The 19,962-nt window shown below is 64.6% G+C and carries 17 protein-coding genes and 2 tRNA genes; 3 read left to right on the top strand and 16 right to left on the bottom strand.

The features are described from left to right. Positions 1 to 105 precede the first annotated feature (105 nt). Complete coding sequence (locus tag GRZ55_RS03350; RefSeq protein ID WP_169285440.1) at positions 106 to 342, top strand: hypothetical protein; 237 nt, start codon at positions 106 to 108, stop codon at positions 340 to 342. Here the strand turns inward: GRZ55_RS03350 and GRZ55_RS03345 are convergent. Continuing rightward, a complete protein-coding gene (locus GRZ55_RS03345; RefSeq protein WP_169285584.1) occupies positions 339 to 659 on the bottom strand; it encodes a DUF167 family protein in 321 nt (106 codons plus the stop codon). The genes GRZ55_RS03350 and GRZ55_RS03345 overlap by 4 nt on opposite strands. Continuing rightward, positions 656 to 946 (bottom strand): YggT family protein, encoded by a 291-nt coding sequence (locus tag GRZ55_RS03340; protein ID WP_169285439.1) that lies wholly within the window; start codon positions 944 to 946, stop codon positions 656 to 658. The genes GRZ55_RS03345 and GRZ55_RS03340 overlap by 4 nt, the downstream gene beginning before the upstream one ends. A gap of 384 nt (positions 947 to 1,330) precedes the next feature. Between GRZ55_RS03340 and GRZ55_RS03335 the strand changes: the two genes are divergently transcribed. Beyond that, the gene (locus GRZ55_RS03335) at positions 1,331 to 2,365 is read left to right on the top strand and encodes an aspartate-semialdehyde dehydrogenase (RefSeq protein WP_169285438.1); all 1,035 of its coding nucleotides are present in this window, start codon (positions 1,331 to 1,333) and stop codon (positions 2,363 to 2,365) included. 41 nt (positions 2,366 to 2,406) lie between these two features. Here the strand turns inward: GRZ55_RS03335 and GRZ55_RS03330 are convergent, their stop codons facing one another. The 5 genes from GRZ55_RS03330 to argH all read right to left on the bottom strand — a co-directional run bounded on the left by GRZ55_RS03330 (position 2,407) and on the right by argH (position 9,910). Continuing rightward, positions 2,407 to 4,182: a cache domain-containing protein gene (locus tag GRZ55_RS03330; protein ID WP_169285437.1), complete on the bottom strand. Its 1,776-nt coding sequence runs from the start codon at positions 4,180 to 4,182 to the stop codon at positions 2,407 to 2,409. 179 nt (positions 4,183 to 4,361) lie between these two features. Continuing rightward, positions 4,362 to 6,830 (bottom strand): TIGR02302 family protein, encoded by a 2,469-nt coding sequence (locus GRZ55_RS03325; protein WP_169285436.1) that lies wholly within the window; start codon positions 6,828 to 6,830, stop codon positions 4,362 to 4,364. Between the two features lie 121 nt (positions 6,831 to 6,951). Continuing rightward, positions 6,952 to 8,226: a diaminopimelate decarboxylase gene (gene lysA / locus GRZ55_RS03320; protein ID WP_169285435.1), complete on the bottom strand. Its 1,275-nt coding sequence runs from the start codon at positions 8,224 to 8,226 to the stop codon at positions 6,952 to 6,954. Between the two features lie 12 nt (positions 8,227 to 8,238). Further along, positions 8,239 to 8,454 carry a hypothetical protein gene (locus GRZ55_RS03315; RefSeq protein WP_169285434.1) on the bottom strand — a complete coding sequence of 72 codons (216 nt, stop codon included), beginning with the start codon at positions 8,452 to 8,454 and terminating at the stop codon, positions 8,239 to 8,241. A gap of 34 nt (positions 8,455 to 8,488) precedes the next feature. After that, a complete protein-coding gene (gene argH, locus GRZ55_RS03310) occupies positions 8,489 to 9,910 on the bottom strand; it encodes an argininosuccinate lyase (protein ID WP_169285433.1) in 1,422 nt (473 codons plus the stop codon). Between the two features lie 29 nt (positions 9,911 to 9,939). Between argH and GRZ55_RS03305 the strand changes: the two genes are divergently transcribed. Continuing rightward, positions 9,940 to 10,620, top strand: a complete 681-nt coding sequence (locus GRZ55_RS03305; RefSeq protein ID WP_169285432.1) for a TlpA disulfide reductase family protein — start codon at positions 9,940 to 9,942, stop codon at positions 10,618 to 10,620. 66 nt (positions 10,621 to 10,686) lie between these two features. Here the strand turns inward: GRZ55_RS03305 and GRZ55_RS03300 are convergent, their stop codons facing one another. From GRZ55_RS03300 to GRZ55_RS03260, 9 genes are all read right to left on the bottom strand, one after another. Next, positions 10,687 to 12,033, bottom strand: coding sequence for a branched-chain amino acid ABC transporter permease (locus tag GRZ55_RS03300; protein WP_169285431.1), 1,347 nt, complete (start codon positions 12,031 to 12,033; stop codon positions 10,687 to 10,689). Beyond that, entirely contained in the window at positions 12,030 to 13,034 is a 1,005-nt protein-coding gene (locus GRZ55_RS03295) for a branched-chain amino acid ABC transporter permease (RefSeq protein ID WP_368856575.1), read from the bottom strand. Before GRZ55_RS03295 ends, GRZ55_RS03300 begins: the two co-directional genes overlap by 4 nt. A 4-nt stretch (positions 13,035 to 13,038) precedes the next feature. Further along, positions 13,039 to 13,743, bottom strand: coding sequence for an ABC transporter ATP-binding protein (locus tag GRZ55_RS03290; protein ID WP_169285429.1), 705 nt, complete (start codon positions 13,741 to 13,743; stop codon positions 13,039 to 13,041). Beyond that, complete coding sequence (locus tag GRZ55_RS03285; protein WP_169285428.1) at positions 13,740 to 14,531, bottom strand: ABC transporter ATP-binding protein; 792 nt, start codon at positions 14,529 to 14,531, stop codon at positions 13,740 to 13,742. The genes GRZ55_RS03290 and GRZ55_RS03285 overlap by 4 nt, the downstream gene beginning before the upstream one ends. 92 nt (positions 14,532 to 14,623) lie before the next feature. After that, entirely contained in the window at positions 14,624 to 15,829 is a 1,206-nt protein-coding gene (locus tag GRZ55_RS03280) for an ABC transporter substrate-binding protein (RefSeq protein ID WP_210257186.1), read from the bottom strand. 302 nt (positions 15,830 to 16,131) lie between these two features. Next, positions 16,132 to 17,214 carry a siderophore-interacting protein gene (locus GRZ55_RS03275; protein ID WP_169285427.1) on the bottom strand — a complete coding sequence of 361 codons (1,083 nt, stop codon included), beginning with the start codon at positions 17,212 to 17,214 and terminating at the stop codon, positions 16,132 to 16,134. A gap of 13 nt (positions 17,215 to 17,227) precedes the next feature. Next, entirely contained in the window at positions 17,228 to 19,300 is a 2,073-nt protein-coding gene (locus tag GRZ55_RS03270) for a TonB-dependent hemoglobin/transferrin/lactoferrin family receptor (protein ID WP_169285426.1), read from the bottom strand. A gap of 231 nt (positions 19,301 to 19,531) precedes the next feature. Then, positions 19,532 to 19,606 (bottom strand) — tRNA-Gly (locus GRZ55_RS03265). 229 nt (positions 19,607 to 19,835) lie between these two features. Further along, positions 19,836 to 19,911, bottom strand: a tRNA-Ala gene (locus GRZ55_RS03260). Positions 19,912 to 19,962 lie beyond the last annotated feature (51 nt).

The raw sequence follows: 19,962 nt of genomic DNA, 5'->3' as shown, positions 1-19,962 counted from the left end.
CCCATACAGCATATTTCGCAGTCGCGAAAGGCTTGGTGTGCTGCTTGCTCGTGGAACCGGAAGCCGGCACCGGCGTTGATGGCCCAATAGCAAAGGGCAACAAACATGATCACCGTCAATGGCATGGCCATTGCCGCAGGCGTTGGCGCGATGGCGCTCGCCGGGCTGGCCTTCATCACCGACCTGGAACAGTCCTCGGCGCAGGCCCAGGTACTGGAGCCCGTGCAGGAAACCGCGGCAAGCACCGCATGCGAAAGCGCCGTATGGCCCTACATCCCGCAGGAGTGCCTGACGGATCTGCGCGAAACCACGGCCGCCGACATCGCCAGCGCCGACGGCTAGGAGATCAGCGCGGCCAGGCGCGCTTCGATGACCGCGACCGATGACGCGACATGGACGGTCTTGAGCCGAGACGTCGCGCCGGCTCCTATCTCGATGGATGAGGCGGGAATTTCCAAGACCGCCGCCAGAAGTTTCACCAGGGCGGCGTTGGCCTTGCCCTTTTCGGGCACGGCACGCACACGCGCCTTGAGAAAGGCGCGTCCGTCGGCGAGCCGCTCAATCCCTTCAACCGCGTCACGGGAAGATTTCGGTGTCAACCGGACGAGGAGACGGCAGCCTGTCGCCGTCTCCTCGACGACTGCCGGCTTTCCGGTCAGATCAGCGCCGGGGCGATCGTCGTCCACAGAAGCTGGCGCAAGAAGAAGATGAGGAGCAGCAGCACGATCGGCGAGATGTCGATTCCGCCGAGATCAGGCAGGATCTGGCGGATCGGGCGAAGAGCGGGCTCGGTGAGCCGGTAAAGCGCATTGCCGATCATACCGACGAACTGGTTGCTGGGATTGACCACGTTGAAGGCGTAGAGCCACGAGAAGACGGCGGACAGGATGATGATCCACCAGTAGATGCCGAGGGCGAGGTCGATTGTGCTGATCAGCGCGAGCATGCGGAACTCCCTGTGGACTTTGCGACTGATAGCCATTGCGCCTGCCGCGGGCAAGCCCCGGGCAACGCCGGGACTGACAAGGCCTGACCCGTTGCGCTCTCGCCCGTCAACGCGTAAAAGCTGCCTCGAAACGGAGCACCCGCTATGCGCGGCATGATCGATGCCATGTCTATGCCTGTCGCCCCCGGCCCTGCCGGTGCCGCGATGCGTGCGCTTGCGGCCAAGCCGACCGGGACCACCAAAACCGTCACCAAAACGGTCTGACGTTCCCTGGCCTGCTCGCCCTCTCCCGGGTCCGGCCCGGGGGATGAGGCGGACGGACCCGGTGCGCAAGGCCGGTTCCCGAAGCGGAGCAGCGGAGAGGGTCTGAAGGAGCAGCCAAAAATGGGTTTCAAGATCGCAGTTGTGGGCGCCACGGGCAATGTGGGCCGCGAAATGCTCAACATATTGGAAGAACGCGGCTTTCCCGCCGATGAGGTGGTGGCGCTGGCCTCGCGTCGGTCGCTGGGCACCGAAGTCTCCTACGGCGACAGGACGCTGAAGGTGAAGGATCTCGCCACGTACGACTTCTCCGACACCGACATCTGCCTGATGTCCGCCGGCGGCAACGTTTCCAAGGAGTGGTCACCGAAGATCGGCCGCCAGGGCTGCGTCGTGATCGATAATTCCTCGGCCTGGCGTTACGACCAGGACGTGCCGCTGATCGTGCCGGAGGTCAATCCGGAAGCCATCGATATATTCACCCGCAAGAACATCATCGCCAATCCGAACTGCTCGACGGCCCAGCTCGTCGTGGCACTGAAGCCGCTGCACGACCGCGCGAAGATCAAGCGTGTCGTGGTCTCGACCTACCAGTCGGTCTCCGGCGCCGGCAAGGAAGGCATGGACGAGTTGTTCGAGCAGACCCGCGCGGTCTTCGTCGCCGATCCGATCTCGAACAAGAAGTTCACCAAGCGCATTGCCTTCAACGTCATTCCCCATATCGACGTCTTCCTCGACGACGGCTCGACCAAGGAAGAGTGGAAGATGGTCGCCGAGACCAAGAAGATGCTCGATCCGAAGATCAAGCTGACGGCGACCTGCGTGCGCGTGCCGGTCTTCATCGGACATTCGGAAGCGGTCAATATCGAGTTCGAGGAGCAGATCACGGCGGACGAAGCACGCGACATCCTGCGCGAGGCGCCGGGCTGTCTGGTCATCGACAAGCGCGAGGATGGCGGCTACATCACCCCGCTGGAATCGGCCGGCGAAGACGCGACCTATATCAGCCGCATCCGCGAGGACTCCACGCTGGACAACGCGCTGAACATGTGGATCGTCTCCGACAATCTCCGGAAAGGCGCGGCCCTCAACACGATCCAGATCGCGGAGCTACTTCTCGCACGCGGCCTGATCCAGCCCAAGAAGAAGGCCGCCTGATTTGTGCGCTCGCGCCTTCCGGCGCGGGCGATGACTTTGGCTCAGATCGTCCCGTCCGCCGCGGCGTTCTTGTCGAGCGGAAAGTCGAGCTGGATCGTCTTGCCCCCCTCATGGGGGGCAACCTTCAGGACGCCGTTCAACTGCTCGGACATGTTGCGCACGATGCGCAATCCCATGGACCCCTTCCGGCGACTTGTGTCGAGATCCTCCGGCATCGGCGCACCATCATCGGCCACCGCGAGCTGAACATGCTCGCCCTGCAACCGCAGACTGACGCGTACCGTTCCCTTCCCTTCGGGATAGGCGTGCTTGCAGGCGTTTGCGATCAGCTCGTTCATGATGAGCCCGAGGGGAATCGACGAGGCGCGCGGAAGCGGGATCGGTTCGGCATCGATCCGGACCTCAACGCGATCCGAGGAGTAGAATTCCTCCAGGAACCGTCCCAGCCGCACGGGGTAGTCAGCCGCGATGTGACCGGCATCGTCCTGGTCGTATAAAAGCCGCTGGATCTCGGTCATGGCGCCGAGCCGTTCTTCAATGTCCTCAATCGCCGCACGGGCACCGGGATCGGCGATCTCTCTTCCCCGCATGCGAACCAGGCTTCGGATCATCTGCATGTTGTTGTTCACGCGGTGATTCAGCTCACGCAGCAGTTCCGCATACTGGTTTGCCTTGGCACGGATCTCGTCCTGCTTCTGCTGGATCGAGGCCGCCATCGTGTCGAAGGCGGCTGCAAGACGACCGAGTTCGTAGCGCGAATGCGGCACCATCGAACGGGCCAGCAGATCGCCATCCGCCATCTTCCTGGCCGCGCCCGTCAGCATCGACACCCACCGGATGACAAGCGCCTGACTGGCGTAGCCCGCTGCCAGCAGCGCCAGGATGAGGATTGCCATGGGCGCGGCAAGCGTGTCGCGCAGCGCTGCGCCGTAACGCTCGAATTCCGCGTATTGCGGCATCCCGACGACAACGCTCAGATTTCCCGAACTTGTCCTTTGAAAGCCGTACACGCGTTGATCGCCACCGTTGGACTGGCCGCGCAGCACCCCGCCGCCTTCAGCCGCCATGCGTTGCCGATACGCTTCCATCGGAACGGATTCGCGCGGTGCCGCCAGTTCCTCGTTCCCGACATTTTCGGCTCGGTAGTGGTTGAGAACCCTCCCGTCTCCGCCGATAGCCGTGATCGTGCTGCCCGCCGGCAGGTTCATCCGTCGCGCGAGAAATTCCAGCCAGCGCAGGTCGATCCCCATGGCCACCGCGCCGTAAAACGAACCGTCGTCGCGTCGTACCGGGAGGGCGGCGATGATCAAGGGCACCCCGGACTGCCCCACGGCATAGTCTCCGACGATGAACCCGTCGGCGGCGCGCATGGATTCCAACAGGGCGTCGTCGGGGAACCCGGCCGGAAGCTCTGAATCCTCGTTAGCGCAGACGATGGTCCCGGCACTGTCGACGAGTGTGAGCGACGTGAACGATGGATAGCTTGCCGCGCGGTCGCCGAGAAATTGCGTGCAGTCGGCGTCGTCGACCGTACCGGCCTCGATCGTTTCCACAATGGTCTCGAGCATCACGCGCGCCGTGTCGATGACATTGGTGTGGTGCGCCGCCTGAATGTCCGCCAGCCGCTCGGCGGTTATTTCGATCTGCTCGCGCTCGTTGTTCAGAGCATTGGCCGCGAGGACAAGGGCCACGACCATCCCCGGGAGCGACGCGACGAGGAGGATGATGATGAAGCGATTGCGCAGCGAAAGGCTCGAGCCCATGCGTCCGATCAGCCGCTGAAGGGCACTGGAATCGTCGGTAGCACCTTTGGACACATAGCCCCCTGATGAATGGAAACTGGCGAATGAAAACGGCTGCTGCGAGCACGCGCTGCCGACAGAAAGATTGACTCCGGACAGAAGCCCGCGCGGTGGCCGCCACGTCGTGCCCCGGCCCGGCCTCATGTAGCCCAGGCGCCGCGCCCCGTATACGCAGGCTCGTCCAAAGAGGATGATCACCGCATCTCGAGCAGTCGCTCCAGATAGTTGCGTTCGAGATCGGGGCTCAGCGTGTTTCCGAGCCGATCGCGGATCGCCTCCAGGATGCGACGGGCGCGCTGCGCGTCGATCTCGTCCGGCACCCTGACCGAATCGCCGAAATCCGGACCGGTATTGGCGCGCGGCCGGCCGAGCGGATCGCGGTCGGCGCCCTGCTGGCGCTGGCCGCCCTCTTCCGAGCCGCCCTCCTCGCCCTGCATGGCCTGCTGCATCTGCTGCATCATGTCCTGGGCACCGCGACGCAGCGCTTCAAGCGCCTGTCCCTGCTCGCCCACGGCCCGTTGGCCCTGTTGCTCGCCAAGCGCGTCGCCTGCGCGACCCATGGCGTCTCCGGCATCGCCGAACTGGTCGCCGGGTTCCAGCCCCATACCCTCCAGAGCCTCCATGAGCGACTGGAGATCCTGGCCAAGCTGGCCCTGCTGCTCCTGCAACTGCTCCATGGCATCGGCGAATTCCTCGGGGCTCATCTCGTCGCCGCGGGGGCCGGGACGCATCTGCTCCATCTGGTGCGTCTCGTTCATCAGCTCCTGCTGGCGACGCAGCATCTCGCCAAGCTCATTGAGCTGCTGGTTCATCTCGCTCTGCTGGCCGCCCTGCTGGTTCTGCTGGCGGCCGGCCTGGAGGTTGTTCATCATGTCCTGCAGCTGGGAGAGGAGGTCCTGCGCCTGGTCTCGCGCGCCTGAACGGGCGAGATCCTCCAGCTGGTCCAGCATGCGGTCGAGATCGCGCTGGGTGAGCATCTGGCCATCCTGCGGCATCTGCATGGCCTGATCGGGATTCTGCTGGCCCCGCTGGGCGAGTTCGCGCAGGAATTCCTGCATGGCTTCCCGCAGCTCGGCCATCAATTCCTGCAGTTCCTCGTCGGAGGCGCCATTCTCCAGCGCATCGCGCAACGCCTCCTGGGCAGCCTGCAGCCGACGCTCGGCATCCGACAAAGAACCGTCTTCGATGCGGACAGCGATCTCCCAGAGATAGTCGGCAACCTCACGCAGCGAATCGTCGGTCCGCGCCTGGGCAAGCCGCGAGCGCGCCGACATGACGCCGAGATAATGGCTGAGATTGTCGATCGCCTCTTCCGGGCGCAGCGTGATGGCGTCCATTAGGTCGAGGACATGGCGCTGCTGGTTGGCATCGAGCGCCAGGAGACGCCGCTGTTCGACCAGTGCCATGGCAAGCGGGTTGGTGAAGGGGCGCTCCGGCAATACGAAACGCGTCGGCTCACTGCGACCCTCCTGCTCCGCGGCATCGCGGGCGACCAGCGTCAGATCGACGACCGCTCCGGCCCATGCGTGATCCGTCAGATCGCGCACGGTTCGCGCGGCGTCCGCATCCCGGCGCGGCAGCGACAGCGCCATTTCCGGCGCGTCGTAAAGCGGCCGGGCACTGTCCGAGGCATCGGCATGCTCGAACGAGGCTTCAGCCGCGACGGCGCCATAGTCGTCCTCGATCTCGTAGGTCAGTTCGAGCGAGCCGTTACGGGCGCGGCGCGGCTCTTCCGCCAGCCGGATCACCGGCGCGTCGTCCGGCGTGACCAGAAAGCGCCAGCTGCGGATTTCCGTCTCGTCTTCGTGCAGGGTCAACAGACCATCTGCCGAAAGCGCCATGTCGAACTGACTGGAGGAGGGCTGGGCAGCGCTGGGGTCGACCCGGTTCACCTCGCCTGTATGGGCATCCAGATAGTCGATGGCTTCCGCGCCCGAGCCTCCGGTCACGCGCACCGCAAGCTGGCTTCCGGCCGGAACGGTGAAGATATCCTCTCCGCGATTGGCATTCGAGGTCAGATAGACCGGCGCGCGGCCGGTATAGGGGGGCGGCGTCACCCAGGCATCGATGCGCGGCGGCACCGGCTCGGCGCCGGCCTTGGCACGGAAGGCATCGGTTAGGCTACCGCCGAGCGGACCGAAGGAGAAGGCGAAGGCAACAACGAGCAGCAGAGGCGCGATCGCGCGGATGGCCCAGGGATCGCGCTCGGGAACGCGCGGGTGCGGAAGGTCGCCAGCCAGACGGTCGAGCTTCTGGGCCATGCGCCGACGGTGCTCTCCCCACAGCGCTGCCGCGAAGGCGTCGTCGGAGGCGCCGGACAGACGGTCGGTCTGTGTCAGAACGGGCGCATGGTCGAGCCGGTTGGCCCGCTCGATTCGGCGGTCGATCTCCGCAGGTTCGGGCGGACGCAGCTTTCTGAACGGCAGGAGGGCAGCGATGAGGGCCAGGCCGAAGACAAGGCCGAGACCCATGCGCGCCCATTCAGGCACGAGGCGGAACACGCCGAGCCAGGACAAGCTCACGAAAAGCGCTAGCACGAACAGCACCGGAACGAGCAGCGGCCACACGCGCTCGGTCCACATGACGCCGGCCGCAGCCAGCCGCGCACGCGCAAGCCGCGCCAGGAGGCCGGTCTGTTCGGGGGCGTCTGGATCTGAAGCCATGCGGCCTTTCCGGTCGGGTGGGCGTCATCGGACGGCGTACGCCGCCATCATATGGCGATCAGGATAGCAGCAAACGCGGCGAAGACGAGGCAGGGCAAGAAATCGTGATCCGCCCGGAGGCTCAACTATCCTGCAGCCAGTCCGGCAGCCGGTCCATGCCGATCAGTTCCTCATAGGTCTGGCGCGGGCGCACAACCGCGAAGCGATCGCCATCGACCAGAACCTCGGGCACGAGCAACCGCGTATTGTAGGTACCCGCCTGTACGGCCCCGTAGGCACCTGCCGTCAGAAATGCCACGAGATCGCCTGACGCCATCACCGGCAGGTCGCGATCGAGGCCGAGATAGTCGCCCGTCTCGCACACCGGACCGACGACATCCGCACGGAAGCGCGACACCTCGGCTGCGGCTTCGCGGACCGGCCGGATTTCGTGCCATGCCTCGTAGAGGGTAGGGCGGATCAGGTCGTTCATGGCCGCATCGACGACCAGAAAGTTCTTCGCCTCGCCTTCCTTCACGAACAGGACCGACGCCACCAGGATGCCGGCATTGCCGACGATGAGACGGCCGGGCTCGAAGATGACCTTCAGGCCGAGCGGCTTCAGGTGACGATTGACGATCTCGGCGTAGCGCACTGGCAGAGGCGGCGGCTCTTCGTCGAAGCGGTAAGGGATTCCCAGCCCGCCGCCGACATCGACATGGGCGATGTCGTGGCCATCCTGGCGAAGCAGCGCAAGAAGCTCGACCAGACGCGCGATGGAGCGGTCGAACGGCTCCAGATCGGTGATCTGGCTGCCGATATGCATGTCGATCCCGGTCACCTTGATGCCCGGCAATTCGGCGGCACGCGCATAGACGGCCCGGGCACGGTTCCACGGAATGCCGAACTTGTTTTCGGCCTTGCCGGTCGAGATCTTGTGATGCGTGCGCGCGTCGACATCCGGATTGATGCGCAGCGAAACGGGCGCCTGCTTCCCAGCCGCCACGGCCCGCGCGGACAGAAGCTCGAGATCCGGCTCCGATTCAACGTTGAAGCAGAAGATGCCGACCGAAAGCGCGAAATCCATCTCGCGCGCCGTCTTGCCGACACCGGAGAAGACGATCCGGCCGGCCGGCACGCCGGCCTGAAGCGCGCGGCGCAGCTCGCCTTCCGACACCACATCCGCACCGGCGCCCAGACGCGCCAGCGTGGCGAGAACCGCCTGGTTGGAATTGGCCTTCACCGCATAGCACACCATCGCGTCGAGATCGGAAAAGGCTTCCGAGAAGACATGGTAGTGCCGCGTCAGCGTGGCTGTCGAATAGCAGTAGAACGGCGTGCCGACAGCTTGCGCGATCGTCGGGATCGGCACGTCCTCGGCGTGAAGCACGCCGTCGCGATAGTCGAAATGGTTCACGGTTTTCGTCGCCTAGATCAGGCCGTCGAGGATGAAGGGACGCTCGCGCACGGGCTGGGTCGGCTGCGGCGGCAGCGGCTCCACACCGTCGCGCTCCATCTGGCGGCGCTCTTCCACGGCGGCCTCGTAGGGCGTGTAGAGTTCGGCCGGCTTGCGCCCGCAAGCGCTGACCATCAGGGCCACGGTGGCCACGACCAGAAGAGATTTGGCGAAGGTGCCTGCGCGCATGAAGACCGTCCCGACTGCGTTTGCGGTTACTTCTCTAGCGGGTTTTGGCCCGCGATGCATCCCGTTTCAGCCGCTTCTTCCAATAGCGGATCTGGCGGCGAACCTCGGCCGGCGCGGTGCCGCCGAAGGAGGTGCGGCTTTTCACAGAGGCCGCGACGGAGAGCACGCCGAACACCTGCTCGGTGATGGCCCCGTTGATCGCCTTGAGATCATCGAGCGACAGCCTGTCGAGACTGGTGCGGCGCTCATCAGCAAGAGCCACGGCGCGGCCAGTCACGTGATGGGCTTCACGGAAGGGAAGGCCGGCCTCCCGCACCAACCAGTCTGCGAGATCCGTGGCTGTGGAATGGCCGGAAGCCGCCGCCTTCTTCATCGCCGCCTTGTCGATCGCCATGTCGCGCACCATGCCGGTCATTGCCGCGATCATCAGGTCGAGCGTCTCGGCGGCGTCGAAGACGGCCTCCTTGTCTTCCTGCATGTCCTTGGAATAGGCGAGCGGCAGGCCCTTCATGACGGTGAGCAGGCCGATCAGATTGCCATTCAGGCGTCCCGTCTTCGCACGCACGAGCTCGGCGGCATCCGGGTTCTTCTTCTGCGGCATGATGGAGGAGCCGGTGGCGAATGCGTCCGACAGCTTCGCAAAGCCGAATTGCGGCGTCGACCAGATGACGATTTCCTCGGCCAGCCGGGAAAGATGCGTGCCGCAGATGGAGGCAAGCGAAAGGAATTCGAGCGCGAAATCGCGATCGGAAACCGTATCGATGGAATTGCGGGTCGGCTCACGGAAACCGAGGGCGGATGCCGTCATGGCGCGGTCGATCGGAAAGCCCGTGCCGGCGAGCGCGGCGGCGCCGAGCGGGCTTTCGTCCATGCGCTCGATCGCGTCGCGCACCCGCGAAAGATCGCGCGAAAACATCTCGACATAGGCCATGCAGTGATGGCCGAACGTCACGGGCTGGGCCGTCTGCAGATGGGTGAAGCCGGGCATCAGCGTTGACGCATGCTCCTCGGCACGGTCGAGAAAGGCTTCGATCAGATTGACCAGAGCGCCCTCAGTCCGCTGCAGTTCCTCCTTGACCCAGAGGCGGAAGTCGGTCGCCACCTGGTCATTGCGCGAGCGTGCGGTATGAAGGCGGCCGGCCGCCGGGCCGATCAGTTCGGCAAGCCTTGCCTCCACATTCATGTGGATGTCCTCGAGCCTGGTCGAGAACTCGAAGCGGCCCTGCTCGATCTCCGACAGGATCGTGTTCAGCCCGTGAACGATCTTTTCTTGATCCGCGGTCGAAATTATGCCGGTTTGCGCCAGCATGCCCGCATGGGCGATGGAACCACGGATGTCCTGGGCGTAGAGCTTCCTGTCGAAGCCGATGGAGGCGTTGATCGCTTCCATGATCGCGGCGGGACCCGAGGCGAATCGTCCGCCCCACATTTGGTTGCTGGCCTTGGTGTCACTCATAGTGCTAACGAATCCCCGGAGCTAAACGAATGTCGGACGGCAAGGTCCATATGTCAGCGCTGCGTCTTTTCGGTATCGCAGCCATCGCCGGAATGGCGGCGGGCGCGATCGGGCTATACGTGATGGGTGGCCCCTCTGGCAACAATGCGCCCAGTGCCACGGCGGGGGTCGAAGCCGCCTGCCAGGGCCGCGAGGCGACGCTCGCCCGTATCGACCCCATGATCGGCGGCGAGGTCGCAGCGATGCTGCCGGCCGATCCGTCCCGCTCGCTGGGCGATCTTGCCTTCGATGATCCCGATGGACAGCCGATTCAACTGGCCGATCTCTCTGGCAGGCTGTTGCTGGTCAATCTGTGGGCGACCTGGTGCGCGCCCTGCCGCCACGAGATGCCGGCGCTCGACCAGTTGCAGCGTGAAATGGGCGGCGAGGAATTCGAGGTGGTGGCCATCAATGTCGAGACCGGCGACGACGCCAAGCCCAAAGCCTTCCTCGACGAAATCGGCGTCGATTCGCTCGGCTTCTACCGCGACAATACCGTGGGCCTGTTCAACGAGCTGAAGCGCCGCAATCTGGCACTTGGCCTGCCCGTCACGCTGCTGATCGATGAGGAAGGTTGCCTGCTCGCCCATATGAACGGCCCGGCCGAATGGGCAAGCGATGATGCAAAGGCCCTCATCCGTGCGGCGATGGAACAACCCGCCGGCAGCTGAGCGCGCGAGCCGACGAAGCGTTGGCGGGCCGCAAAAACAGAGGGCCCCGCGGGGCCCTCTTTTCGGTTACGTCTCGACCGCTGCCTTCTTCGCTGCAGTGGGCGGACTGCCGCCGCTTTCGGGAATGAGCCCCTTGGGCGCGAAGCGCAGAACCAGCAGCAGGATCACGCCCATCAGCAGCGGCCGCATATAGGGGGCCGCGTCGAGAAGATGCGCCCGCAGGCCGCTTCCCGGTCCAAGCGGCATGGTGAGCTGGTTCATCAGCCAGGCACCCACCGGCTCGGCTTCCACCCACAGGAACCAGATCAGGAAGCCGCCCAGCACCGCGCCCCAATTGTTGCCCGAGCCGCCGACGATCACCATCACCCAGATCAGGAAGGTGAAGCGCAACGGGTTGTACTGGCCGGGCGTCAGCTGCCCATCGAGCGTCGTCAGCATCGCGCCCGCCACGCCGACGACCGCGGAGCCCAGGATGAAGACCTGCAGGTGGCGGCCCTTTACGTCCTTGCCCATCGCCTCGGCGGCGTCGCGGTTGTCCCGGATGGCGCGCATCATGCGGCCCCAGGGCGAGTTCAGCGCCCGCTCGGCCAGCCACATGATGATGATCAGCACGATCGCAAAAAGGATGGCATAGGACAGGCGCACATAGAGCGTGGAAAAGATGACCGGGTTGGCACCGAGCCATGCCGAGAGGTTCAGGAACCAGTCGGCCTGCTGAAGTCCCGATTCATAGGCCACGGGCCGCGGCAGGCCGGACACGTTCTTGACGCCGCGGGTCAGCCATTCCTCGTTCTTCAGGATGGCGATGATGATCTCGGAGATGCCGAGCGTGGCGATGGCCAGATAGTCGGCGCGCAGGCCGAGCGCGATCTTGCCGATCAGCCAGGCGGCCGCAGCCGCGAAGACGCCACCCACGATCCATGAGAAGATGATCGGCAGGCCCAGCCCGCCCAGATAGCCGGTACGGGCGGCATCGAAACTCTCGATGGCGTCGACTGCCGGATCGTAGAAATAGCGGATCACGAAATAGCCGACGATGGAGGTGGCTATCGTCGCCCAGAAGCGCGTGTTTCCCGTCGTGTGTCTTCGCACGAAATAGACCGCGGCGACGGTGCCCACCAGCATCAGAAATGCCATGCCGATGCCGGCGCCGCCGACCTCCCACGCGCCCATCACGGGAGGCATGGAGACCACCACGGCGGCAAGCCCGCCAAGCGCGGCGAAGCCCATGATGCCGACATTGAAGATGCCCGCATAGCCCCACTGGATGTTCACGCCGAGCGCCATGATCGCCGAGATCAGGCACAGATTGATGATCGTGATGGCGAGGTTCCAGCTCTGGAAGACACCCACGACGAGCAGAAGGGCCGCCATGATGCCGTAGAGCACGACGATGCGCATGCGCTGGCTCATAGCACCCTCCCCTTGAAGATGCCCGTCGGTCGGATCAGGAGCACCAGCACCAGGATCACGAACGAAATGGCGAATTTGTACTCGGTAGAGAGGAGCTGCATCAGCCCATCCGGCTCGAAACCGAAATACTCGAAGAAGCGGCGATAGGCGTAGGTGAGCATCACCTCGGAGAAGGCTACGATGAACCCGCCGGCCACCGCGCCGATCGGTTGCCCGATGCCGCCCACGATGGCCGCCGCGAAGATCGGCAGGAGCAGCTGGAAGTAGACGAAGGGCCGGAAGCTCTTGTCGAGGCCGTAGAGCACGCCCGCGATGGTGGCGAGGCTGGCGGCGATGATCCAGGTGACGGCCACGACGCGGTCCGGATTGATGCCCGAAAGCAGCGCCAGATCCTCGTTGTCGGAATAGGCGCGCATCGCCTTGCCGGTGCGCGACCGCTGCAGGAACAGGAACAGGGCGGTCACCACGATGGCGGCCACCACCACGGTGATGACCACCGGCAGACGCACGGCCAGCCCTTCGTCGAGCCCGGTGAGATCGCGGAACTCGCGCACGGTGATCAGGAAGCGTTCGCCATCCGCGAAACGCTGGTCGTTGGGACCGATGATCATGCGCACGATGCCGTTGTAGATGAACATCACGCCCACCGAGGCCATGACGATGACGATCGTGGCCGATCTTTTGACCCGGTAGAAGCGGAAGATCATCCTGTCCGTGCCGAGCGAGAGGGCAATCGCGCCCAGAATACCGATCGGCAGCGCCAGGAGCGCCGTGGGCAAGGGTCCGAAACCGATACCCATCGACTGCAGCCACCACGTCACGAGGATGGTGATCATGGTGCCGAAGGCCATGAGGTCGCCATGCGCGAAATTGGCGAAGCGCAGGATGCCGAAGACGAGCGTGACACCGAGTGCGCCGAGCGCCAGTTGCGCGCCATAGGCAACGCCAGGCAGGAACACGAAATTGGCAAAGAGGACGATTGCGTTGAGGAAGTCCGTCACCGATTCAGCCTCCCAGGAACGATGCACGGACTTCCGGATTGGCCAAGAGATTGGCCCCGGTGTCGGTGAAGCGGTTGCGGCCCTGGACGAGCACATAGCCCTTGTCGGCGATGTTGAGCGCCTGGCGCGCATTCTGCTCGACCATGAGGATGGCGATGCCGGTGGCCGCCACTTCCAGGATCCGGTCGAAAAGTTCGTCCATGACGATGGGCGAGACACCCGCCGTCGGCTCGTCGAGCATGAGCACCTTCGGCCTGGTCATCAGCGCGCGGCCGACCGCGACCTGCTGGCGCTGACCGCCCGACAGTTCTCCGGCCGCCTGACGACGTTTCTCCTTCAGCACCGGGAACAGCTCGAAGACCTGATCCATCGTCTCGGAAAAATCGTCGTCGCGAATATAGGCGCCCATCTCCAGGTTTTCCTGGACGGTCATGGTGACGAAGACGTTGTTGTTCTGCGGCACGAAGCCCATGCCGGCCCTCACGCGATCCTGCGGAGACAGGCCAGTGATCTCGGTGCCGTCGAGCATGACGCGACCCTCGCGGATCGGCAGCATGCCGAAGACGGCCTTCATCGCGGTGGATTTGCCGGCACCGTTCGGCCCGACGATCACCGCGATCTGGCCCTTCTCGACGGCCACGGTGCAGGAATGAAGAATGTCGGCGCCGCCATAGCCGCCGGTCATGTTCTCGCCGATGAGGTAGCTCATTGTTTGCCTCCGGCGTTGGCGGGGCGGTTCTTCAGGCCAGTGCCGAGATAGGCCTCGATGACCTGCTCATTGGCCTTGACCTCCTGCACCGTGCCTTCCGTCAGCACCTTGCCTTCAGCCATGACAATGACCGGGTCGCACAGGCGGCCGATGAAATCCATGTCGTGCTCGATCATGCAGAATGTGTAGCCGCGTTCCTTGTTGAGGCGGATGATGGCGTCGCCCAGCGTGTTGAGAAGCGTGCGGTTGACGCCCGCGCCGACCTCGTCGAGGAAGACGATTTTGGCATCGACCATCATGGTGCGGCCGAGTTCGAGCAGCTTCTTCTGGCCGCCGGAGAGATTGCCGGCGCGCTCGTCTGCGAGATGGGTGATTTCAAGAAATTCGATAACTTCGTCGGCGCGCTTGCGCACGTTCTCCTCGATGGCGCGCACTTTCGAGGGCCGCAGCCAGACATCGACCAGGCTTTCGCCCGGCTGTCCGCCAGGCACCATCATCAGATTCTCGCGCACGGAAAGCGTGGAGAATTCGTGCGCGATCTGGAATGTGCGCAGGAGCCCCTTAGCGAAGAGTTCGTGCGGCGTGAGGCCGGTAATGTCCTCGTCGCCCAGCCAGACACGGCCGGAAGTGGGCCGGTAATGGCCGGCAATGACGTTGAAGAGCGTGGTCTTTCCGGCGCCGTTCGGTCCGATGAGCCCAGTGATGGAGCCCTCGGCGATCTCGATGCTCGCCCCATCGACCGCGCGAATGCCCCCGAAATGCATATGCAGATCGTCTACACGGATCATATCGTTCCCCTGGGCCTATTGTTTCCCTTGGCCCTTATGAGAACAGCCCGGCGAACAAAACCGCCGGGCCGTCCAATGTCTGTTTCCGAACCCTAGCGGAACTGCACCGTCACGTACTCGCCGTTCTCGACAATGTACTGACGGTAGCTGCCGGAGGCCTCGCCGGGGCCGATCAGCTCGACGCTGGTGGCGCCGACATAGTTGACTTCACCGCCTTCGGCCAGGATCTCGAGGCCACGGGCCAGTTCGCCGGGCAGGATTTCCTCGCCCGGCGCGTTGGCGACGGCGAGCAGGTTGTCGCGGATCGAGGTGCGGTCGGCAGAGCCGCCGGCCTGGATGGCGAGCGCGATGAGCGCGGCGGCATCATAGCTTTCGCCCGTGTAGGACGCGGACGGATTGACGCCGCCTGCTTCTGCCACGCCGGCAAAGGCTTCCGAGCCTTCGCCCTCGACGCCGGGAACGACGCCGATCGTGCCTTCCAGATCGTCGCCGATCGCATCGATGAGGCTCTGTGCGAACATGCCGTCACCGAGCACGAAGCGATCGAACGCGCCGGTGTCGATGGCGCTGCGGATGACGCCAACGCCGCCCTGGTCGGCATAGCCGAGCACGACGAGGACTTCACCGCCGCCGGCGGCAAGCGCACCGACTTCGGCGGAATAGTCACCGCGGCCGTCTTCATGCGGCGCATTGATGGTGATGGTGCCGCCCACTTCCTCGAAAGCCGCAGCGAAGGCTTCCGCGAGACCGCGACCGTAGTCGTTGTTGGTGTAGGTCACGGCGACATCCGTGATGCCTTCTTCCTGCAGCATCTCGGCCAGCACGACACCCTGGCGTGCATCCGAAGGCGCGGTGCGGAAGAAGTAGTCATTGTCGTCGATGTCGGTCAGCGCCGGCGAGGTCGCGGACGGGGAGACCATCACGACGCCGTTCGGCACCGCCACGTTGTTGGCGATGGCGATGGTGACGCCAGAGCAGTCGGCGCCCACGATGGCGGCGACATTGTCGACCGTGATCAGACGCTCGGCCGCGGCCTGTGCGGCTGCACTGTCGATGCAGGTGGAATCGGCGCGCACCGGCACGAGGGTCGCACCGTCGAGAAGCAGGCCGCTCTCATTGACCTCGTTGATGGCGAGCTCGGCGGAATCCGCCATGCCGGGCGTAATCGACTCGATCGGACCGGTGAAGCCGAGGATAACGCCGATATTGATTTCTTCGGCCTGAGCGGCGGTTGAGGCGGCCATGAAGGCGGCGCCGGCAACCGAGGCTGCAAGCATCGTGCGCAAACTTGATTTCATACTGACAACTCCCTGAGTGTTCCTGAGAAAGCGAAGAGGCTCCGGACAGTTGGAGCGCCCGGATTGGCACCGATATTGGGATTGTGGCCCCGATTTGTAAAGCCTCGCTGGGCGCGGTTCCCTCTCGGCCTCGGCGTTGTTTTTCCACCGATGCGGGTAACGTCTTAGCTGCCTCCGGGGAGCCCGTCGAGACCTTGAGGCGAGCAAAAGCACCCGCCGGCAACGATTCAGGTGCGCAATACCCTTCACGCAGCGTCAATCCGAGGCGCTTGCGGTGCGCCGCCCTCGGGAAATGGCCCCGATCAGCCGCCAGCCATGAAGCCGGTCGTGCCGCGTCGCCAATAGGTGGCCGTCAACGTCTCGTCGCGGCCAAGCCCCTTCACCTCGCGCCAGTGACGGCGTACGGTGTCTGCGGCGGTCGCTTCGGCGGCGAACCAGCCGAAGCTGCGGCGGTCCCCCGGCCAGCGCGTCGACAGCATCTTGCCGGCGAGCCTGGGATCGGTGCCCGGCCCGATGCCGTTGCGGTGGATCCAGCCGATCCTGATGGCGGTGCGGTTGGCGATCGTCTGGCGTTCCGCGCGATCGGCGATTTCGATCCAGGCCTCGCCTTCGGTTTCGGGCGGCAGCGTCTCGATCATCCGCGCCAAGGCCGGAAGGCCTGTCTCGTCGGCCCCCAACAGATACCATTGCCGATCGAGCGGGACCGGGCGGCCAACCGGGCCCATCAGACCGATCATGTCGCCGGGTGCCGCCATGTCGGCCCAGCGCGAGCCCACGCTGTCACCCGGATGAATGACGAAATCGACATCGATCCATCCCGCCGAGACGTCCAGATGGCGGACGGTATAGGCGCGCGGCGTAGGTTTGCGTTCGGCGGGGGGCCAGGCGACCAGCCCGTCCGGTCCCATTGTCGGCCATTCCGGCGCCGGCACCTCGCGGCTCGGGAAGAGCAGGCGCACATGCATGCCGCCGAAGCGTGCGAACCGGCCCAGATCCTCGCCAGCCAGCCGGAAGCGGCGCATGCGCGGCGTCATATCGACGATCGAGGCCACCCGCATTGCCCGGAACTGCGGCAGTTGCGTCTCGCCTGCCAGATCGCCTCGCCAGGCGATATCCGGGGCGTCCTCCTTGGCGTAGACCCGTATCGCGGTGGCGACGAGGTCCTTGACGCGGGCAAGGCCCTCGCGATCGGGCGAGCGCGCGTCGACGAAAACGCGATCCCCTTCCATGTCGAAACGCGCCGCGCCGAAAGGAAAGCTGAAATCGAGCCGGCTGCCGCCGCGGCTGGCGGTGGCGTCGAAGGTCAGCAGACGGGATTCGATCTGGTCGAGGTAGGATTCGATCCGCGGCAGCTTCAGTTCCGTCTGGCAGGCGAGTTCGGGCATGATCCTCTCCGCCTCAGCCGCCAAACCGGCCGGTGAGCGCGACCTTGAAGGTGCGACCCTTGCCCTGATGGACATCGGAGGTGGTTGCCCAGCCGCTCTGCGGGTCGGTGTAGGCCTTGTCGAAGACATTATCGATGCCGGCATCCACCCGGAAACTGTCGTTGATGTCCCAATTGGCGAAGACATTGACGAGATCGACGCGCGGATAGACGGTCGGACCGGACGACAGCTGCCTGACGACGCGGCCGATGCTCTGATACTGCACGCCCCAGTTCAGCCGGTCCTCCAGCGCCCGGAAGCCGAGGGTCACGCCGGCATTTTCGAGCGGCGTGTTGGACAGTGTCTCGCCGGCATAAGGTCCGTCCCGCATGGTCGCGCTGGTGAACGAGGCGCCGGCGCTGAGATAGCCGCGACCGAAATCATAAACGCCTTCCAGCTCGATGCCGCGCAACCGCGCCGTGCCGACATTGCGCGCCTGGGTGACGCCGCCGCTGGAAACCGTGCTGATATAGTCGGCGACATCGGAATGGAAGAGATTGACCTTGGCGCGGATCATGTCGCCCGAAGCGATCACGTCGTCGAATTTCAGATTGATGCCGCCTTCCCAGCTGCGGGCCACTTCGGGCCGCAGGAAGAGGTTCGGCTCGTAACCGGAGCCATGCGCACCGTTTTGGCGGAAGACCTCCTGCAGATGCGGCGTGCGGTAGCCTTCTGAATAGGTTGCGTAGACCTGCAGCCCGGTGACGGGCGTTACGCCCACAGTGACGCGCGGCGACCAGCGCTGCCCGCTCAGCGAGACATCGCTTGAGGGCTCGGTGGGCGTGGCCTTGGATGAGCCGTCAAGGCGGTAGCCGTCGTAGCGCAGGGCCGCCGTCACATCGAGCCAGCGATCATATTGGCCCTCCCACTGGAGGAAGGCGCCATAGGCGACCTGCTTGCCGCGCCCGAAATGATCGGCGTCCGATTCACCCCTGAGATGCGCGAGATCGCCGCCATAGGTGAGCGTGTGATCGATCGCCCCGCTCGTGAAACGCGAGGCGTTGCGCAGATTGAAACCGGTCGTGGCCACGTCGTAGAAACGCGTGTTGCCGATGGCCGACGTGGGCCAGGCCTGGGTCTGATCGGAGCGCGTAGCGCTGTGATAAACGTTGAGATCGAGGTCCCAGTAATCATTGTCGAACGGGTTGTAGGTGTAGTTGACCGTGTAGTTCTGCGACAGCGTCCGTGCGTCGAAGCGCGACAACGTCGCCGAAGTCGAGCCGCTGGATCCGGAGAGGACGTCATCGAAACGCTGGACCATGGCGCCCAGCTTGATCTCGTGTCCGTCGGCCGGCCGCAGTGTCACCTTGCCGTACCCGCTGAGCCCATCCTCGCCAGTCCAGCGCACAATTTCGCCATTGCCATCGCGATATTCGCGGCTCGTGCGGGCGACAAAATTGCCGATGACGTCGAAATCCTCGCTGAAACGGTAGGCGCCGGTCGTGCTGGAGAGCCAGCCCTGGCCATTGGTCTCGTAGCGCACCTTCTCGCTGATCGCCCAACTTTCGTAGGCGCGCAGGAAATCGCCTGCCGACTTGGTCTCGAAGGCCACCACGCCACCGATCGCACCTGTTCCATAGGCGTTGGAAACCGGCCCGCGGATGACGGTGACCTGCTTGAGAAGCTCGGGCTCGATGAAGAACGACCCCGATCCGTGCCCCACCCGCCAGTAATCCTGGCGCGCGCCGTCGACCGTGACGGCGACGCGTCCCATCTGCTGCAGGCCGCGAATGTTGATGGCGGTTGACGGATCGTCGCCGCTCATCGAGGCGCGCACGCCGGGCACCTGACGGAACAGATCGGCGGCCGTGACGGCCTGGATACGTTCCACTTCCTCGCCGGTGACGAGACTGGTACCCGACAGGGCGTCGATGACGGCCTGGGATGCCATGGTTGCGGTGATCGTGATGCGGTCGAGAAGTGTTTGCCCCGCGGGAGGCCGGGCTTCGGCATTCGCCGCAACCTCGTCCTCCTGAGCCTGTGCCTGTGCCGTCGCCAGGGCCAGCACCAGAAGTGCCGTGCCGCTCATCAGAATTGAGTGCTTCATCTTATGTGCCCCACCAGGAAATCGAAAAATCGTTCGCTGGCAGATGCGTTTTGCGAAAAGCATGGGCTGGCTTGCGCGCCGTTGGTAAGAAAACATGAGGCCAATTGTCAAGTTAAAAGACGCAAGCCATGGCGAGAGCGAACACGTCCCCCGTCAGGTCGCAGGACGCGCATCGAAGGCCGGAAAACACGAAAGCCGCGGCGATGCGCGGCTTCGGATCGGTTGGAAATCTGGAGCGGGCGATGGGATTCGAACCCACGACCCCAACCTTGGCAAGGTTGTGCTCTACCCCTGAGCTACGCCCGCTCGCGCGGCGAAAGCCGCAAGCAGCGCGTATATGGCCGAACTGACTGGCGATTGCAACAGCCAAATTGACCCAACCGCCAAACGGCCTCCCGGCCGCCTTCCCGGTCCCCCATTCACGCTCCAATCCCCCGTCGCCCAGCGCGAAAGACGAAGGCGCCAGCTGCTGCCGCGGACGAGAACCACCGGGCAGTCATGACAGGAAAGAGGGAGGGGGCTTGGCCTGGTGGACTGGTGGAGCCGAGGGGAATCGAACCCCTGACCTCGTCATTGCGAACGACGCGCTCTCCCAACTGAGCTACGGCCCCGGTCCAGGACGAGCGGCATTTAGGGTCGCGCGCACGGTACTGTCAAGCACG

The organism is Chelativorans sp. ZYF759 (genome assembly GCF_012911015.1).
In the GTDB taxonomy this organism is placed as follows: Bacteria; Pseudomonadota; Alphaproteobacteria; order Rhizobiales; family Rhizobiaceae; genus ZYF759.
This window is presented reverse-complemented; position numbering and strand designations above follow the sequence as displayed.

Coding starts and splice junctions, on each gene's coding strand:
- GRZ55_RS03350 (WP_169285440.1), top strand. CDS start 106: ATGATCACCGTCAATGGCATGGCCATTGCCGCAGGCGTTGGCGCGATG.
- GRZ55_RS03340 (WP_169285439.1), bottom strand. CDS start 946: ATGCTCGCGCTGATCAGCACAATCGACCTCGCCCTCGGCATCTACTGG.
- GRZ55_RS03335 (WP_169285438.1), top strand. CDS start 1,331: ATGGGTTTCAAGATCGCAGTTGTGGGCGCCACGGGCAATGTGGGCCGC.
- GRZ55_RS03325 (WP_169285436.1), bottom strand. CDS start 6,830: ATGGCTTCAGATCCAGACGCCCCCGAACAGACCGGCCTCCTGGCGCGG.
- GRZ55_RS03315 (WP_169285434.1), bottom strand. CDS start 8,454: ATGCGCGCAGGCACCTTCGCCAAATCTCTTCTGGTCGTGGCCACCGTG.
- argH (WP_169285433.1), bottom strand. CDS start 9,910: ATGAGTGACACCAAGGCCAGCAACCAAATGTGGGGCGGACGATTCGCC.
- GRZ55_RS03305 (WP_169285432.1), top strand. CDS start 9,940: ATGTCGGACGGCAAGGTCCATATGTCAGCGCTGCGTCTTTTCGGTATC.
- GRZ55_RS03300 (WP_169285431.1), bottom strand. CDS start 12,033: ATGAGCCAGCGCATGCGCATCGTCGTGCTCTACGGCATCATGGCGGCC.
- GRZ55_RS03290 (WP_169285429.1), bottom strand. CDS start 13,743: ATGAGCTACCTCATCGGCGAGAACATGACCGGCGGCTATGGCGGCGCC.
- GRZ55_RS03285 (WP_169285428.1), bottom strand. CDS start 14,531: ATGATCCGTGTAGACGATCTGCATATGCATTTCGGGGGCATTCGCGCG.
- GRZ55_RS03280 (WP_210257186.1), bottom strand. CDS start 15,829: ATGAAATCAAGTTTGCGCACGATGCTTGCAGCCTCGGTTGCCGGCGCC.
- GRZ55_RS03275 (WP_169285427.1), bottom strand. CDS start 17,214: ATGCCCGAACTCGCCTGCCAGACGGAACTGAAGCTGCCGCGGATCGAA.
- GRZ55_RS03270 (WP_169285426.1), bottom strand. CDS start 19,300: ATGAAGCACTCAATTCTGATGAGCGGCACGGCACTTCTGGTGCTGGCC.